The organism is Roseobacter sp. MED193 (genome assembly GCF_000152965.1).
GTDB lineage: Bacteria > Pseudomonadota > Alphaproteobacteria > Rhodobacterales > Rhodobacteraceae > Pseudophaeobacter.
Map to the genome: position 1 here is coordinate 174,420 of NZ_CH902583.1, position 14,678 is coordinate 189,097.

A 14,678-nucleotide genomic window follows, 5' to 3' on the forward strand; every position below is an offset into this window, starting at 1 on the left:
CCTTCTTTGGCAGATACGATCACTTGATTTCTGCAGTCCTGACGCCAATCAACCAGACATCACATGCGACGCAGATGGCCAGGGAGGGGCGGAATATGCCGTCTTTCCTGTGGGTTGGATCATGTCGCCCTGGGGGGAAGGAGAGCAATACCCGGTCTAGGGGGTGTCAGCTTGAGAACAGCATTTGGCTTTCGTAGGACTTCAGGGTCATACGCGCGGTGGGGCCATAGCCATCAAGATTGGTCATAAGTTCCAAAACCTCATTCCGCGTGTCCACATCGAAAGCCTCCAGTGTTTCAGCGCCCGGATGATAGCTCTCACTCTCCAGCCCATTGCCACAGAGAATTTCATGCGCGTCAAACAAGAGATGTACGTAGGTGACCAACTGGCCATCCGCCCGCAGTCGGATCGTTGTATCGTTCACAAGATACTTCGCCTTGACCAAGACCTCTGATTGTCCAAATAACAATTCTGCCAGATCAGAAGAAATCAAAACCCGGTGGTTTTGCGATACGGCAATAGCACTATGATCGCCAAGTGCATTTTCTGCAAAGACCACCGGTGCACTTCGTCCTGTTGCCAGGCGGGTGCTAAAGCCAATCCAGCGTAGGGGTTGCAGGCCATGATCTCGGGTCATGATCTCGGTTCCGACTTCAAGATCTTCGACGGCCACAGTACCGTGCCCGGTATCGATCTGTGTGCCTGCCACAAAACACGGTGGAGTCCCCACAACGGTTTCGATCTGCACTGATCCGACGTCAGTGTTTCCCTTATCATCGATGACCGTGTAGGAAAACGTGTTGGTTTCAGACGCGGCACTGTCGTTCACAATGGTGAGCGTGCCATCTGCATTCAGGGTCACGACCTCCCCGCTCTCCAGCGTCACCATCCCGCCGGGTGAAACGGCCTGACCTGCGATATGGGTGATCGTCAGGCCACTGCCGTCGCCGTGGAGATCATTATCGAGAACGTTCAGGAGCTCGGAACCGTCGCCGGAAATCTGAAAGACATCATTGACTGCGTGCAATTGGGGCTCAAGCGGCCCTTCCAGGGTGTCGATGTCAGAATTCCACACCAAATCCCCGAGCAAACCGCCCTCTGGGAGGCCAGAGAAATCGACGATCATGGTGGTATAGAGGTCCCCGACAGCCTCGCTCCCGGACAGATTCACAATTCCGGTATAGGTGGCGGTAATGTTCCCAGACATGTCTTCGTGTTTGGGGGCCACTTTGAAAGGAAAGCCATTCTTGGAGGTCGGTGTGGAGCCGCCAAGGGGATCGTCGTCCATGGCAAAGGTGGTATCAAAGACGGAATCGGCCGGGGCCAGATCGATCTGAAGCGAGGTGAGCAGTTTTGTAGTCGACAGCTCATGCCAGCTGTAGCCAAAAAACATATCAATATTTTCGCCCGTCGCCCCACCATTGGTGTAAGGGTCCAACGCCTGCCAGGTCAGCGTTTCTGTTGTGCCGTCAGCGTAGGTTGCAGTGATTTGGGCGCCATCTAAATCGACCCCGCGAGAGGAGGTATCTGTGCGAACGTTAAAGGCACTTTCGTGCGGATCCTCATCAAGCTGAATAATTTCGACAGTAGGCATGGCCCAAGCTTCTTTCACATGGATGCTATCGACGCGATATTGTCCGTAATGGCGACAACAATCGTATGATCTGCAGTTTCATCGACCTTTATGACCGCCCAGAAAGGGATCACAGTGGCAGAAACGCAGCCGAATTATGGCAGGCTGTGAGAGAGGCGTTCGATTTCGCCGGATAACATGTGATTTGTGCAAGCGGCAGCGCGCTAGTCTGCTCTCTAACCACCTTTGTGAGTCACGTGCCTCCTGACGGCACCCTAGATCCAATCAGATAAAGTTCCAAAGCGGACCAAAGAGCGGTGTCAATTTCTTCGTGACGACCTTGCATAGTAATGGGGGGTTAACTTCGTTCTGCCTACTATTATGCCACTTCTCTTGCGCTATGAATTCAACCCCTGCACGAACACAGATCAACATGAGGTACCAAATTGGGTAACAATTCCTTCTCGATTGACTTTGGTAAAAATGCGCGTGGCAGAACCGCACTGGGGGGAGCTCAAACTTTTCTGGGCCATACCGGGGGCGCAGGTTTACCGGGCCTTAAAAAAAATCAGGGAAAGCAGTCCGGAAATAGCGTTTTTACCCCCGCGAAGGGCTCAGCTGAATCCCTTGAAGCGGACCTTTTGTACAAGCAGGTCCTCATGGCCGAGGTGAACAATGAGAGCGCCCAGGTTGGTCTATTGGCCAAGAGCGGCGTAGAGCAGTTTCCCAAAGATATTCGTTTTTACAAATTCTTGGCCAGCCATTTGGTCAAGAAGGGGGAGCATATTGAGGCAATTAAGTATCTCAGCCTTGCTCTGGCCCTTGAGCCCAAAAACGTCGAAACTCTGGTGTCTATTGGCAATGCGCTTGAAAACTGGGGCAAACCCCATGACGCGATCGGGTTTTATCAGGCGGCCCTCGGGATAGACCCAAAGAACCTCGCGGCGATCTCCAATCTGATCCATCTCAGCATGGCAGAAAGCGACTGGAGCTTTTTTCCAAAGTTGCCGGAGATGTTGAAGACGCTGAACCTCGGAAAGTCTTTTGGAAACCCTTTCAATCTGTTGGCGGTGACGGATGATCCGGCCATGCATCGCGTTAACCTCGCTGAGCGGGACCGATTGTTGAAGAAAAATGTTCTTAAGAACGAGAAATTCCCTGCCAAAGGGACTGCGGGCGACAAAATCCGGATTGGGTATTTCTCTTCAGACTTCCATAGCCACGCCACGATGTTTTTGTTGGGAAAGTTCTTTGAAAACCATGATCGTGACCGATTTGAGGTTTACCTCTATGATTTGCAAAGGCCTGAAGAGTCAGCCAAGGCGCGTGAGGTACGGGACGCCGCTGATCACTATGTTCCGGTGGCGACACTGACGGACAAGGAAGTGGCAGAACGCGCGCGTGCGGATGGTCTTGATATTGCGGTTGATATGAAAGGGTTTACCAAGGGCAGCCGGCCCGTGATTTTTGGCCACCGGGCGGCCCCAATTCAGGTCTCTTATCTGGGTTTCCCAGGGACGACTGGGATCTCTGCCATGGACTATTTCCTTGCAGATAATGTCACTGTCCCTGCCAATAAACGCAGGTTTTTCGTCGAAAAAATCATGTACATGCCAGATTGCTATCAGGTGAACGACAACACACGTTCACACCCCGATGCAATCCCAACCAGGACCGAGCTTGGCCTGCCCGAAGACAAATTTGTTTTTTGCAGCCTGAATAACTCCTACAAGGTAACGCCAGTTGAATATGACATATGGATGCGGCTCTTGCATGCGGTTCCGGACAGTGTCCTTTGGCTGCTGGCAGCAAATGACTATGTCCAAAAGAACCTTATCGATGAAGCTGCGGCGAGGGGCATTGGCCCGGAGCGATTGTTTTTTGCTGGGCGGGTCAGCACGACAGCGCATTTGGCGCGCCTGCCTCAGGCTGACTTGTTCCTGGATACGTTTAATTGCTGTGCGCATACCACGGCAAGCGAGACCCTATGGTCGGGCGTGCCGCTGATCACCAAACCTGGGGATCAATTTGCCTCTCGTGTGGCTGCCAGCATCCTGACCGCGATTGGTTGCGAAGATTTGATTACGGATAGCGCCGAAAACTACTATGATCTTGCCTTGAAGCTGGCACAGGATCCCAAAGCCTTGGCAGAGATCAAACAGCGCCTGAAAGACAATCTATGGACCACTCCACTATATGACTCCGAAGCCTATATTCGGAATTTTGAGAACCTGATGGAGAAGGCGGTAGAACGTCAAAGATCTGGAAAAGCCCCAGGGCATCTCTCCTTGACCCCAGATGAGACATTTGCTGCCAAGCAGGGACAAACAACCTAGTCTGCCACTGGTCCGACCAGGTGTTGCCGCCTGCGTGTAGCAACACCAAATCGTATTCGTCGTGTGAAACTGCTCCACACTTTGATCCTTGGTCGCATCCCTAAAGGATGCGCACCTGTGTACCCACTTTGACCAGCGGGTATAGCTGTTCAACATGCTGATTATACAGACCGATACAGCCAGATGAGCTCTGCCGCCCGATTTTTCGCGTGTCATGGGTGCCATGCACCAGATAGGCGGGCCAGCTTAGATACATAGCGCGGGTGCCCAGGGGATTGCCGGGGCCTCCAGGAAGCCGCGTTGGCAGGCTAGGGTCGCGTTCGCGCATCGACGGGGTTGGCGTCCAACTCGGGTTTTCCGCCTTACGGACCACCTTGGTGTAGCCGCGCTTCGTCAGCTCTTCTGACATGGGAACCGAAGACGGATAGAGCCGATAGGTTTCCCCGTCCCCACCCCAATAGTGCACGGCGCGTGACGTTACATCTGCCAGCAGACAGCCCATGCCTAGGTCATCAAAATGGTCTTGCCAGTTCTGTTGTCGAAACGACGAGATATTTCGCTGAACGGAGGGTTGGTTCGAAATCGGCTCTTCGCTTTGCGGGAAGGCGTCGCTCGATTGTGCCCGCAGCAATGCAGGGGTGGCAAGCGTTGCACCAAGCCCCAGAAGGGCGGCGCGGCGATGGAGAGGTTTTGAAGACATGTTCGGGCCACACAGAGGTTTTTGGGAGGGACTGTCTACCCATATGGGATAGGACGCGGGTGTGAAAAGACCTGGGCGCATCACTTTTGCGTTTTTGACCGGATTTTTGCCGCCGTTCCCCTCAACCGTTCCCTTCAATGGAGAAACAAAAAAGAGCCCCGAATTTCTTCGAGGCTCTTTTCTTTAGTCATTTAAGCAAGGGGTTAGTCCATTGCTTTAAAGTTGAATTCGCCACCCTGACGGATGCCCGAAGGCCAGCGCGAGGTGATGGTTTTGGTGCGTGTGTAGAATTTGAACGCATCCGGACCGTGCTGGTTCAAATCGCCAAAAGCAGATTTCTTCCAGCCACCAAAGGTGTGATAGGCCAGTGGCACAGGAATTGGCACGTTGATGCCGATCATGCCGATGTTGATCCGGTTGGCAAAGTCACGCGCGGTGTCACCATCGCGGGTATAGATGGCTGTACCGTTGCCATATTCGTGATCCATCGCATAAGACAGCGCTTCCTCATAGGTTTCAGCGCGCACGGTGGACAGAACCGGGCCAAAGATCTCATGCTTGTAGATGTCCATGTCAGTGGTGACATTGTCAAACAGGCTCGGACCAACAAAGAAACCCTCTTCATAGCCCTGCAGGCTGAAGTCACGGCCATCGACAACCAGATCCGCACCCTGATCAACACCGGTCTGAACCAGGCGTTCGATATTGGCCTTGGCAGCTGCAGTCACAACTGGGCCATAGTCGACATCGTCGCCAGCCGTGTAGGGGCCAACCTTGAGGCTCTCAACGCGGGGGATCAGCTTTTCGATCAGCTTGTCCGCTGTTTCTTTGCCAACAGGAACCGCAACTGAAATCGCCATGCAGCGTTCGCCTGCCGCGCCGTAGCCTGCACCGATCAGGGCGTCAGCCGCCTGGTCGAGGTCGGCGTCGGGCATGATGATCATGTGGTTCTTGGCGCCGCCAAAGCACTGAACGCGCTTACCCTGGGCACAGCCGGTGCCGTAGATGTATTCAGCAATTGGGGTCGAGCCCACAAAACCAACCGACTGGATGGTGTCGTCAAACAGGATCGCGTCCACAGCTTCTTTGTCGCCGTTCACAACCTGAATGATGCCCTTGGGCAGGCCCGCTTCTTCCAGCAGTTCCGCCAGCATCAAAGGCACCGAGGGGTCACGCTCGGAAGGTTTGAGGATAAAGGCGTTGCCGCAGGCAATTGCTGGGGCAAACATCCACATGGGGATCATCGCCGGGAAGTTGAACGGGGTGATACCCGCGGTCACACCCAGGGCCTGACGCATGGAATACATGTCGATGCCGGGGCCGGCGCTGTCGGTGAATTCACCCTTCAGCATCTGCGGCGCGCCGATGCAGTATTCTACAACTTCCAGACCACGCTGGATGTCGCCTTTGGCGTCGGGGAAAGTCTTGCCGTGCTCACGCGACAGCACTTCGGCCAACTTGTCCATATCCCGGTTCAAGAGGTCGACAAATTTCATCATCACACGGGCGCGGCGCTGGGGGTTCACTTTTTCCCACGCAGGCTGAGCTGCGGCAGCCACAGCGACGGCCTGTGCCATCTCTTCTTTGCTGGCCAGTGGGCATTGTGCCTGCACTTCGCCAGTGGCTGGATTGAAGACGTCAGAAAAACGGCCCGAGGTGCCTTTGACGTGTTCGCCGTTGATGTAATGGGTGAGTTCTTGCATCGGAAAAACCTCCTCTTGATCAGTTGGCCACAGCTTAGTCTTGCAAAAAGAGGTGGAAAAGGGGAAAGATTTCAAAGAGGATTTGCAGGAACGCAAATGGTTAACCGGGCGGCAAGGCCTGGAAACACCCTGGGAACAGCCCAGGATCAAACTGAGGGGATCGCGCAGATGGATGCTCAATGGGATGATATGAAAGTGTTTTTGGCGGTTGCCCGCGAGGCTAGCCTGTCTGGCGCCGGGCGTATCCTAAAAATGGATCCCGCCACGGTTGGTCGGCGCATTGCCCGGTTTGAAGCTGCATTAGAAACCCCGCTTTTTGTCAAATCCCCTCAGGGCTATGCGCTGAGCGCGGCAGGGGACCGGCTTTTGGTGCATGCGGAGGCGGCGGAACAGGCCATGCGTGCCGGGGCAGAGGCCTTGACAGGACCAAGTGATACCCTGTCAGGGCAGATCCGCATTGGGGCGCCGGATGGCAGCGCCAATTACATTCTACCGCAGGTCTGTGCGGCAATCTGCGAGGAACACCCAGATTTGGACATCCAGATCGTTGCCTTGCCGCGGGTGATAAACCTCAGCCGTCGTGAGGCGGATATGGCAGTGACGGTCAGTGCCCCCACCGCAGGGCAACTCTTGGTGCAGAAACTGACGGATTACAAACTGCACATGGTCGGCTCGCATCACTATCTGCGCAAACACCCCCCGATCAAAAAGCTCGAAGACCTCAAAGGCCACAAAATGATCGGCTATATCCCGGATATGATCTTTGATCAGGAGCTGGATTACATCAGCAATCTCGGGATTGAGCGGGTGGCGCTGGCCTCCAATTCGGTCTCGGTGCAGATCAAACTGGCGGCCCAGGGCACGGCACTTTGTGTCGCCCATGATTTTTCGCTACCGGCGCACCGGATGCTGCGCAAGGTTCTAACAGATAAGATCAGCCTCACCCGTAGTTTCTATCTGGTGCGCCATCAGGGGGACCAGCGCAGCGAGCGGCTGAACCGCTTTGCCCGCGCCCTGACCAAGGGCATCCGCGATGAGGTGGCGCGGCTGGAGGCCTTGACTTGACGCGGCGTTGCGGCAACGCTTGGTAATACGCAATAAAATTACCAAAGGAGCGCATATGCTGGTTCAATTGATTCTTAAGTCCAAGGCGGGCGCCGCAGTTGTGACCGTGGCCCCAGATGCGTCCGTTGCCGATGCAGCAGCTCTGCTTTCGGACAAGGGGATCGGTACGGTGGTGGTCTCGTCTGATGGTCAAACAGCTGACGGCATCCTGTCAGAGCGTGACATCGTGCGGGAACTGGGCACCAGTGGTTCGGGCTGTCTGCAAAAACCCGTGAGCGCCTATATGACTACCAAACTGGTGACCTGTTCCAGCCAGTCCAATGTGGAAGATGTTCTGAAGCAGATGACCGAGGGACGCTTCCGTCACATGCCTGTTGTGGAAGACGGGAAGATGGTTGGTTTGGTCTCTCTGGGCGATGTGGTTAAGGCGCAGCTTGCCGAAATCGCCATGGAAAAAGACGCGCTGGCAGGCATGATCATGGGGCACTGATCCCGCAGCCAAGCCCGTTCAACGGAGGTCTTGCCATCTTGGTCACCGCGGGAAATCCGCGCCAGAACCACAGGGGCAGGGCCTTTGGCTCTGTATCATCAGGGGAGCGCGACCAGATGACGCGCGGGAACAAGCAGTTGCGTATTTTCCCCCTCTTGCATCCGCAGGGGTTAAGATGTTTGGTCTGCGCGAGATTTTAGTTTGAAACAGGACCATGGCAGGAGAGTCCTATGCGTATCGGCTTGTATCCCGGGACATTTGACCCGATCACTTTGGGTCATATCGACATCATTCGCCGGGCCAGTGCGCTGGTGGACAAATTGGTCATCGGGGTTGCGATCAACCGCGATAAGGGACCAATGTTTTCTCTGGAAGAGCGCGTCGCCATGATCGAGGTCGAATGCGCGAAGCTGACAGAGCAAACCGGTACTGAAATTGTTGTGCATCCCTTTGAAAACCTGCTGATCAATTGTGCCCATGATGTTGGGGCCCAGATCATCGTGCGCGGACTGCGGGCAGTCGCTGACTTTGAGTATGAGTATCAAATGGTCGGAATGAACCGCGTGTTGGACAGCTCAGTCGAGACGGTGTTCTTGATGGCTGAGGCGCGCCACCAGGCGATTGCCTCCAAATTGGTCAAGGAAATTGCCCGGCTGGATGGGGATGTCTCCAGCTTTGTAACGCCGCGGGTCTTAGAGGAGCTGCGCAAACGGCTTGGCAAGAGCTGAGGCAAAGCTTTATTAAACGCTAAGAATGGAGGCGTGGGGCTGAGTGGGCCTGCGCCTTTTTTTGTTCCGGGAAGCAAGTACGCCTGGAGTTTGGCGCTAAACTAGCGCCAGAAAGCGACCCAATCGATCAACTCAAACAGTTTTTTGGCCAAGAACAACAGCGTGTCCCCACCCGTGAGGAAGGCATCCGCGATAACTCCAAAGATTAGGAGAAGGCCAAGCCAGGTGGCAATTTTTGGTGTCATGGGGCCTCGTCAAACATAAAACACCCGCTCAGATATGCCTGAGCGGGTGAAAAATCTCAAGAGTGACTTGCCCTTAGCCTAATAGGCTTGAGCCACTGGCAGCGCCGGGCTGGGCTTAGCCCAGGCGGCCCATGGCAACGGCCACATCGGCCATACGCACGGAGAAGCCCCACTCGTTGTCATACCAGGCCAGAACGCGCACCATGCGATCTTCGACCACACGGGTTTGGTCGGGGGCAAAGATCGAGCTCTCGGAAGAGTGGTTGAAATCGGTCGAGACCAGCGGGGCCGGCTCATAACCCAATACACCTTTCATCGGGCCAGCAGCGGCTTCTTGCATCGCAGCGTTGATCTGATCTGCAGTCACATCGCGGCTGGCGCGGAAAGTGAGATCCACAGCAGATACATTGGGTGTTGGCACACGAATGGCAGAGCCATCCAAACGGCCTTTCAGATTTGGCAGCACCTCGCCCAGGGCCTTGGCCGCGCCTGTGGAGGTTGGGATCATCGACATGGCCGCAGCGCGCGCTCGGTAGAGATCGTCGTGGCGACGGTCGAGTGTTGGCTGATCACCGGTATAGGCATGAATTGTGGTCATGATGCCATGTTCGATGCCAAAGGATTCATCTAGGACCTTGGCCAGCGGCGCCAGACAGTTGGTGGTGCAGGATCCGTTGGAGATCATGGTGTGCGAGGCTTCAAGCTCACCGTCATTGACGCCAAAGACGATGGTCTTATCGACGTTTTTCCCAGGGGCTGACAGCAGCACCTTTTTGGCGCCGCGCTCCAGATGTGCCTTGGCTTTTTCACCATCGTTGAATTTGCCGGTGCATTCCAAAACCACGTCACAGCCGGACCAGTCCAGCTCTTCCATCTTATAGGTCGAATACATCTGCATATCACCACGCCCTAGGTTCATAGTACCTTCGCCAGTGGTGACTTCGCCTGGGAAACGTCCGTGCACGGAGTCGTATTTGATCAAGTGGGCTGCAGTGTCCAGAGGCCCGGTCGCGTTGACTTTGATGACTTCGATATCATCGCGCCCAGAAGCGGCGATGTGTGACAGGGTGCAGCGTCCAATGCGGCCAAAACCGTTAATCCCGACTTTGATGGTCATATGCTTTTCTCCAGGCGAGCCAATCTTGATGTCGCGTATAGACCTCATTGGTTTCCTGCTAAAGGGGCAATAATAAAGAAAACACAGTATGTTAGCGCAAAACTAGACCGGTGGCGTTAACGGTTTTTACCGGTGGCGTTAACGGGAAACGTCATCTTTGACACGGTGGCGCTAACGCTTGTCACAGCGCGCAGATAGGGTAGGTTGCAGGGAAATTACTGCCGGGATTAAGGGTGTTTACGATGAGCGGATTGTTGGCTTTACTGGATGACGTGGCAGGCATAGCCAAAGTGGCGGCAGCCTCTGTTGATGATGTGGCGGCCGCGGCGGGTAAGGCGGGGGCCAAAACCGCTGGGGTGATCATTGACGACGCGGCGGTGACGCCAAAATATATCCAGGGGTTCGACCCCGCCCGTGAATTGCCGATCATCTGGCGCATCACCCGTGGTTCGCTGTTCAACAAAATCATCCTGCTCTTGCCGGTGGCGATGCTGCTGGCGAATTTTGCGCCCTGGGCGGTCACACCCTTGTTGATGCTGGGCGGCGGTTACCTTTGTTTTGAAGGAGCCGAGAAGATCTTTCATGTCCTGTTTCCCCATGGCAGCCATGAGATCGAGGAAGATATGGAGGATAAGGACCCCAGCCACCTAGAAGAGCAAAAGATCAAGGGGGCTATCAAGACGGACTTTATTCTTTCAGCTGAGATCATGACGATCGCGCTGGCCGCGATTGAGGTGCCCAATGTCTGGATGCAGGCGGCAACGCTTGCGGTCGTGGGCATTGGGGTGACTGTGGCGGTCTATGGCTCGGTGGCGCTGATCGTCAAAATGGACGATGTGGGGCTATTCCTTGCCAAAAACGCGCCAACCCCTGTGGGGCGTGGCCTGGGCCGGGGATTAGTGAAATTTATGCCTGTCTTGATGTGGATTTTGTCGGTCGTGGGGACTGCCGCGATGCTTTGGGTTGGCGGCTCTATTGTCATCCACGGGCTTGAGGTGCTGGGCTTTGGCTGGCTGGGCCATCACATCCATGATTGGGCCTATGCAATTGGCCATATGGTGCCCGTCGGCTGGACGGCCATCGTGGAATGGAGCGCCAAGGCCACCATGGACGGCATTTTTGGTGTCGCACTTGGGTTTTTGCTGATACCGGCAGTCTTGGCTGCAACGCGGGTCTTCGCCAAAGCCTAATTGGCGACCGCGAAAATACGAATTTTTGGGAGACGACAGATGGTGCTGGACTGGGTCAGAGGAAAGCTGCGGGCGCGGCGCGGGAGCCGCATTCACAAGCGTCCGGCCGTTGAGACGCCTTTAGGGTTCAAATTCATCGGCCCCGAGGTGATGCAGTTCGGTGGTTTTGAGGAAGAAGAGACCAAGCTGATCCAGAGCTTTCTGTCCCAGGCGGATCTTTTTGTGAATGTTGGCGCTAACTATGGTTACTATGTTTGCCTAGCGCAAAGCATGGGCCTGCCTACCATCGCGGTCGAGCCGGTTCCGGACAACGTCGCGTTGTTGCGCAGGAACCTGGAACTGAACGGTTACGAGCCCAACGTCACTGTTTTTGCCAATGCCTGTGGCGGCGAGACCGGAGAGGCCGAAATTTTTGGCGTCGGCACCGGGGCCTCTTTGGTTCAGGGCTGGGCGCGCAATCCCAAGAGCCTGTCCTTTAAGGTCGATATCCGGCGCATCGACGATCTGATCCCCCCTGCGGCCCTTACGGGGCGCAGCTTCTTCCTCATTGATGTCGAAGGATTCGAGCTGGAGGTGCTGAAAGGCGCCAAGGGTATCTTTGACGCGGCCCAAAAGCCTGTATTCCTGATCGAGAGCGGTTTGTCTGACCACCGCGCCGATGGCGAGTTGAACAAGGACTTTCTGGGGGTTTTTGATATCTTCGCCGCGCAGGGCTATCAGGTCTTTAAGGTTGAGGATCTCAAAACCCCTGTGGAACGCGCGATCATTGAACAGAGCCTGGAACAGGGGCAGGATCTGCTGAAGGGGTTGAACTTCTTGATGGTTCACGAAACCTTTGATTTGGCGCCATTTGCGAAATGATTTGCAGGCTTGTAGCTGGCGTTATTGATCATGCCGCCTGGGGAAACGGGTGTTACTTATCTAATTAGGTTTATGGACATAAGATGGCCAACCACCCCCGGAAAACAATAATCCGGGTTCTATCAGGACCTTCGCCGACCCAAACTGGGGTGAATGAAGCTGTGTTAGGTGGCGCGGCCTCACCGATTTCGGCTTTGAGCAAGGCCGCAGACCTGGTGCCTTTGGATGCAGACCAATTGAAAGGCTTTTTGCACTTTCGCCTGGCCACGGCCAAAGCCGCTGCAGACCGTGCTAGCTGGTTTGGGGGACGTTTGTACAACGCGGTTTCAGGAGAGAGCCCTGACTATATTCCCTTGTCCGGTACCCATTTGAGGCAGGCTTTTATCGCGATGCGTATTGAACCACCAGAATTCATTATCGCAGGCGGGGAGTATGAGCTTCGGGTCGACTATGCACAAAAGGCTCTCGCTGCGTTACACGAAGCGAAGGAGCAGACATGATAAAGGGCGCCATCGGCGCCCTTTCTTGTTCTCGTATGTGCGGGACTTAACCCAGCAGATCTTTTACCTTGGCAACGGTGGCCTCGGCGGTGATGCCGAACTTTGCAAACAACTCACCTGCTGGTGCAGATGCGCCAAAGCGGTCCATGCCGATGAAACCAGCCTTTTTGTCCTGGCCGCGCTCGCCCATCAACCAGCGATCCCAACCGCCGGCGCGGACGGCAGCTTCGATTCCAACACGCACAGGACCTGCAGGCAGGACCTTGCGGCGGTAGGCTTCGTCTTGTTGGGCAAAAAGCTCCATCGATGGCATGGAGACCACGCGGGTGCCAATGCCTTGGGCTTCGAGCTGGGCCTTGGCTTCCATCGCCAGAGAGACCTCGGACCCGGTGGCAATCAGGATGGCCTGACGCTTGCCTTCGGCCTCGGCCAGCACATAGGCGCCTTTGGAAGTGAGGTTGCTCAGCTTGTGTTCGGTGCGCACGGTGGGCAGGTTCTGACGGGTGAGCACCATGACCGAGGGGGTTTCCTTTTCGGTCAGGGCAATTTCCCACGCCTCGGCGGCTTCCACCGCATCCGCTGGGCGGAACACATAGGTGTTTGGTGTTGCGCGGCAGATTGCGAGATGCTCGACCGGCTGGTGGGTTGGACCATCTTCGCCAACGCCGATGCTGTCATGGGTCATGACAAACACTGTTGGGATCTTGGACAGGGCGGCCAAACGCATCGCCGGACGGGCATAATCGGTGAAGCAGAAGAAGGTACCACCATAGGCGCGGATACCGCCGTGCAGGACCATGCCGTTCATCGCGGCGGCCATACCGTGCTCGCGGATGCCCCAATAGACATAGCGGCCCTTGCGGTTGTCCGTGTCAAACACGCCCAGATCACCGGTTTTGGTGTTGTTGGAGCCAGTCAGGTCAGCGGATCCGCCCACGGTTTCAGGCATAATCGGGTTGATCGCGGCCAGTGCCATCTCCGAGGCCTTACGAGTGGCCACCTTTGGCTGTTCCTCCGAGACCTGCTTTTTCAGCGCCTTGACGGTGGCCGATAGCTTCTTGGGCGCGTCCAGCGCATAGGCGCGGTTGAAGCGGTCCTGTTTCTGCTGCGAGGTCTCAGCGAAACGGGATTCCCAGGCGGCACGCTCATCAGCGCCACGGGCGCCAATGGCTTCCCACTGGGATTTGATCTCGGCGGGGACTTCAAAGGGACCTGTGGTCCAGCCATAGGCCTCTTTGGCGGCGGCCATCTGATCTGCATCGGTCAGCGCGCCGTGGCCCTTGGAGGTGTCCTGTGCGGCATGGCCCAGGGCGATATGGGTCTTACAGGCAATCATCGAAGGTTTCTTCGATTTCTTGGCCGCGGTCAGGGCCTCGTCGATGGCAACGGGGTCATGGCCGTCAATCTCGATCACCTGCCAGCCAGAGGCGCGGAAGCGCTGCACCTGGTTGGTGCGATCCGACAGCTCCACCGTGCCGTCGATGGTGATATTGTTGTTGTCCCACAGCACAATCAGCTTGCCCAGCGAATGACGCCCGGCCAGACCGATGGCCTCTTGGCTGATGCCTTCCATCAGGCAGCCATCGCCTGCGATGACATAGGTGTGGTGATCAACGATTTTGCGGCCATACTGGGCGCGCTGCATCTCTTCGGCCATGGCAAAGCCAACGGCGTTGGAAATCCCCTGACCCAGGGGGCCAGTGGTGGTTTCAACCGCGTCGAGCAGGAAGTTTTCAGGGTGCCCTGCGGTCAGAGCGCCCATCTGACGAAAGTTTTTGATCTGATCCAGTGTCACCTGTTTGTCACCACAAAGGTACAACAGGGAGTAGATCAGCATTGAGCCGTGGCCAGCCGAAAGAATGAAGCGATCGCGGTCGGGCCATTGGGGGGCCGCCACATCAAACTTCAGGTGCTTTTCAAACAGCACGGTGGCTACATCGGCCATGCCGATGGGCATGCCGGTGTGGCCGGAATTGGCGGCGGCGACGGCGTCAAGGGCAAGCGCGCGAATAGCTGCGGCTTTGTTCCAATGATCGGGATTAGCGGTGCGCAGGGCTGTCAGATCCACTGAAGTTTTCCTTTGGGTTACCAGTCTGGTCTGCCGCTCAATAGCAGTGACAGCCCAAAGATCAAGCTTTCTGCGCCATTCCCTGCCGGTCGCACGAAGTGA

At 55.8% G+C, this 14,678-nt stretch carries 13 protein-coding genes; 7 read left to right on the plus strand and 6 right to left on the minus strand.

All coding sequences use genetic code 11. The annotated features are described in order from the left end of the window. Positions 1-166: 166 nt before the first annotated feature. Positions 167-1,594: a Hint domain-containing protein gene (locus tag MED193_RS03345; RefSeq protein WP_009808233.1), complete on the minus strand. Its 1,428-nt coding sequence runs from the start codon at positions 1,592-1,594 to the stop codon at positions 167-169. A 638-nt stretch (positions 1,595-2,232) separates the two neighbouring features. Here MED193_RS03345 and MED193_RS03350 point away from each other — a divergent pair. After that, positions 2,233-3,909 (plus strand): UDP-N-acetylglucosamine-peptide N-acetylglucosaminyltransferase, encoded by a 1,677-nt coding sequence (locus tag MED193_RS03350; RefSeq protein WP_157041261.1) that lies wholly within the window; start codon positions 2,233-2,235, stop codon positions 3,907-3,909. Between the two features lie 100 nt (positions 3,910-4,009). Here MED193_RS03350 and MED193_RS03355 read toward each other — a convergent pair whose 3' ends face one another. Together MED193_RS03355 and MED193_RS03360 are read right to left on the minus strand one after the other, a co-directional pair. After that, positions 4,010-4,609 (minus strand): L,D-transpeptidase, encoded by a 600-nt coding sequence (locus MED193_RS03355; protein WP_009808235.1) that lies wholly within the window; start codon positions 4,607-4,609, stop codon positions 4,010-4,012. Positions 4,610-4,812: 203 nt separating this feature from the next. Further along, on the minus strand, positions 4,813-6,312 hold the full coding sequence (locus tag MED193_RS03360) for a CoA-acylating methylmalonate-semialdehyde dehydrogenase (protein ID WP_009808236.1): 1,500 nt from the start codon (positions 6,310-6,312) through the stop codon (positions 4,813-4,815). A 168-nt stretch (positions 6,313-6,480) separates the two neighbouring features. Between MED193_RS03360 and MED193_RS03365 the strand changes: the two genes are divergently transcribed. The 3 genes from MED193_RS03365 to coaD all read left to right on the plus strand — a co-directional run bounded on the left by MED193_RS03365 (position 6,481) and on the right by coaD (position 8,595). Further along, complete coding sequence (locus MED193_RS03365; protein ID WP_039966606.1) at positions 6,481-7,377, plus strand: LysR family transcriptional regulator; 897 nt, start codon at positions 6,481-6,483, stop codon at positions 7,375-7,377. Between the two features lie 55 nt (positions 7,378-7,432). Further along, positions 7,433-7,867: a CBS domain-containing protein gene (locus MED193_RS03370; protein ID WP_009808238.1), complete on the plus strand. Its 435-nt coding sequence runs from the start codon at positions 7,433-7,435 to the stop codon at positions 7,865-7,867. 230 nt (positions 7,868-8,097) lie between these two features. Continuing rightward, entirely contained in the window at positions 8,098-8,595 is a 498-nt protein-coding gene (gene coaD / locus MED193_RS03375) for a pantetheine-phosphate adenylyltransferase (RefSeq protein ID WP_009808239.1), read from the plus strand. Positions 8,596-8,696: 101 nt separating this feature from the next. Here the strand turns inward: coaD and MED193_RS03380 are convergent, their stop codons facing one another. Together MED193_RS03380 and gap are read right to left on the minus strand one after the other, a co-directional pair. Beyond that, positions 8,697-8,840: a hypothetical protein gene (locus MED193_RS03380; protein ID WP_009808240.1), complete on the minus strand. Its 144-nt coding sequence runs from the start codon at positions 8,838-8,840 to the stop codon at positions 8,697-8,699. Between the two features lie 115 nt (positions 8,841-8,955). Beyond that, the gene (gene gap / locus MED193_RS03385; protein WP_039965816.1) at positions 8,956-9,957 is read right to left on the minus strand and encodes a type I glyceraldehyde-3-phosphate dehydrogenase; all 1,002 of its coding nucleotides are present in this window, start codon (positions 9,955-9,957) and stop codon (positions 8,956-8,958) included. 242 nt (positions 9,958-10,199) lie between these two features. Between gap and MED193_RS03390 the strand changes: the two genes are divergently transcribed. The 3 genes from MED193_RS03390 to MED193_RS22220 all read left to right on the plus strand — a co-directional run bounded on the left by MED193_RS03390 (position 10,200) and on the right by MED193_RS22220 (position 12,508). Beyond that, complete coding sequence (locus MED193_RS03390; RefSeq protein WP_009808242.1) at positions 10,200-11,147, plus strand: DUF808 domain-containing protein; 948 nt, start codon at positions 10,200-10,202, stop codon at positions 11,145-11,147. Positions 11,148-11,186: 39 nt separating this feature from the next. Next, positions 11,187-12,008 (plus strand): FkbM family methyltransferase, encoded by an 822-nt coding sequence (locus MED193_RS22215; protein WP_009808243.1) that lies wholly within the window; start codon positions 11,187-11,189, stop codon positions 12,006-12,008. An 83-nt stretch (positions 12,009-12,091) separates the two neighbouring features. Beyond that, complete coding sequence (locus MED193_RS22220; protein WP_050757567.1) at positions 12,092-12,508, plus strand: hypothetical protein; 417 nt, start codon at positions 12,092-12,094, stop codon at positions 12,506-12,508. 46 nt (positions 12,509-12,554) lie between these two features. Here the strand turns inward: MED193_RS22220 and tkt are convergent, their stop codons facing one another. Then, a complete protein-coding gene (gene tkt / locus MED193_RS03405; RefSeq protein ID WP_009808245.1) occupies positions 12,555-14,576 on the minus strand; it encodes a transketolase in 2,022 nt (673 codons plus the stop codon). Positions 14,577-14,678: the final 102 nt, after the last annotated feature.

What these genes read in the sequence shown, in the direction of transcription:
- MED193_RS22215 (WP_009808243.1), top strand. Translation starts at nt 11,187, where the DNA reads ATGGTGCTGGACTGGGTCAGAGGAAAGCTGCGGGCGCGGCGCGGGAGC.
- MED193_RS03370 (WP_009808238.1), top strand. Translation starts at nt 7,433, where the DNA reads ATGCTGGTTCAATTGATTCTTAAGTCCAAGGCGGGCGCCGCAGTTGTG.
- MED193_RS03390 (WP_009808242.1), top strand. Translation starts at nt 10,200, where the DNA reads ATGAGCGGATTGTTGGCTTTACTGGATGACGTGGCAGGCATAGCCAAA.
- MED193_RS03355 (WP_009808235.1), bottom strand. Translation starts at nt 4,609, where the DNA reads ATGTCTTCAAAACCTCTCCATCGCCGCGCCGCCCTTCTGGGGCTTGGT.
- MED193_RS22220 (WP_050757567.1), top strand. Translation starts at nt 12,092, where the DNA reads ATGGCCAACCACCCCCGGAAAACAATAATCCGGGTTCTATCAGGACCT.
- gap (WP_039965816.1), bottom strand. Translation starts at nt 9,957, where the DNA reads ATGACCATCAAAGTCGGGATTAACGGTTTTGGCCGCATTGGACGCTGC.
- MED193_RS03365 (WP_039966606.1), top strand. Translation starts at nt 6,481, where the DNA reads ATGGATGCTCAATGGGATGATATGAAAGTGTTTTTGGCGGTTGCCCGC.
- MED193_RS03360 (WP_009808236.1), bottom strand. Translation starts at nt 6,312, where the DNA reads ATGCAAGAACTCACCCATTACATCAACGGCGAACACGTCAAAGGCACC.
- coaD (WP_009808239.1), top strand. Translation starts at nt 8,098, where the DNA reads ATGCGTATCGGCTTGTATCCCGGGACATTTGACCCGATCACTTTGGGT.
- MED193_RS03345 (WP_009808233.1), bottom strand. Translation starts at nt 1,594, where the DNA reads ATGCCTACTGTCGAAATTATTCAGCTTGATGAGGATCCGCACGAAAGT.
- MED193_RS03350 (WP_157041261.1), top strand. Translation starts at nt 2,233, where the DNA reads ATGGCCGAGGTGAACAATGAGAGCGCCCAGGTTGGTCTATTGGCCAAG.
- MED193_RS03380 (WP_009808240.1), bottom strand. Translation starts at nt 8,840, where the DNA reads ATGACACCAAAAATTGCCACCTGGCTTGGCCTTCTCCTAATCTTTGGA.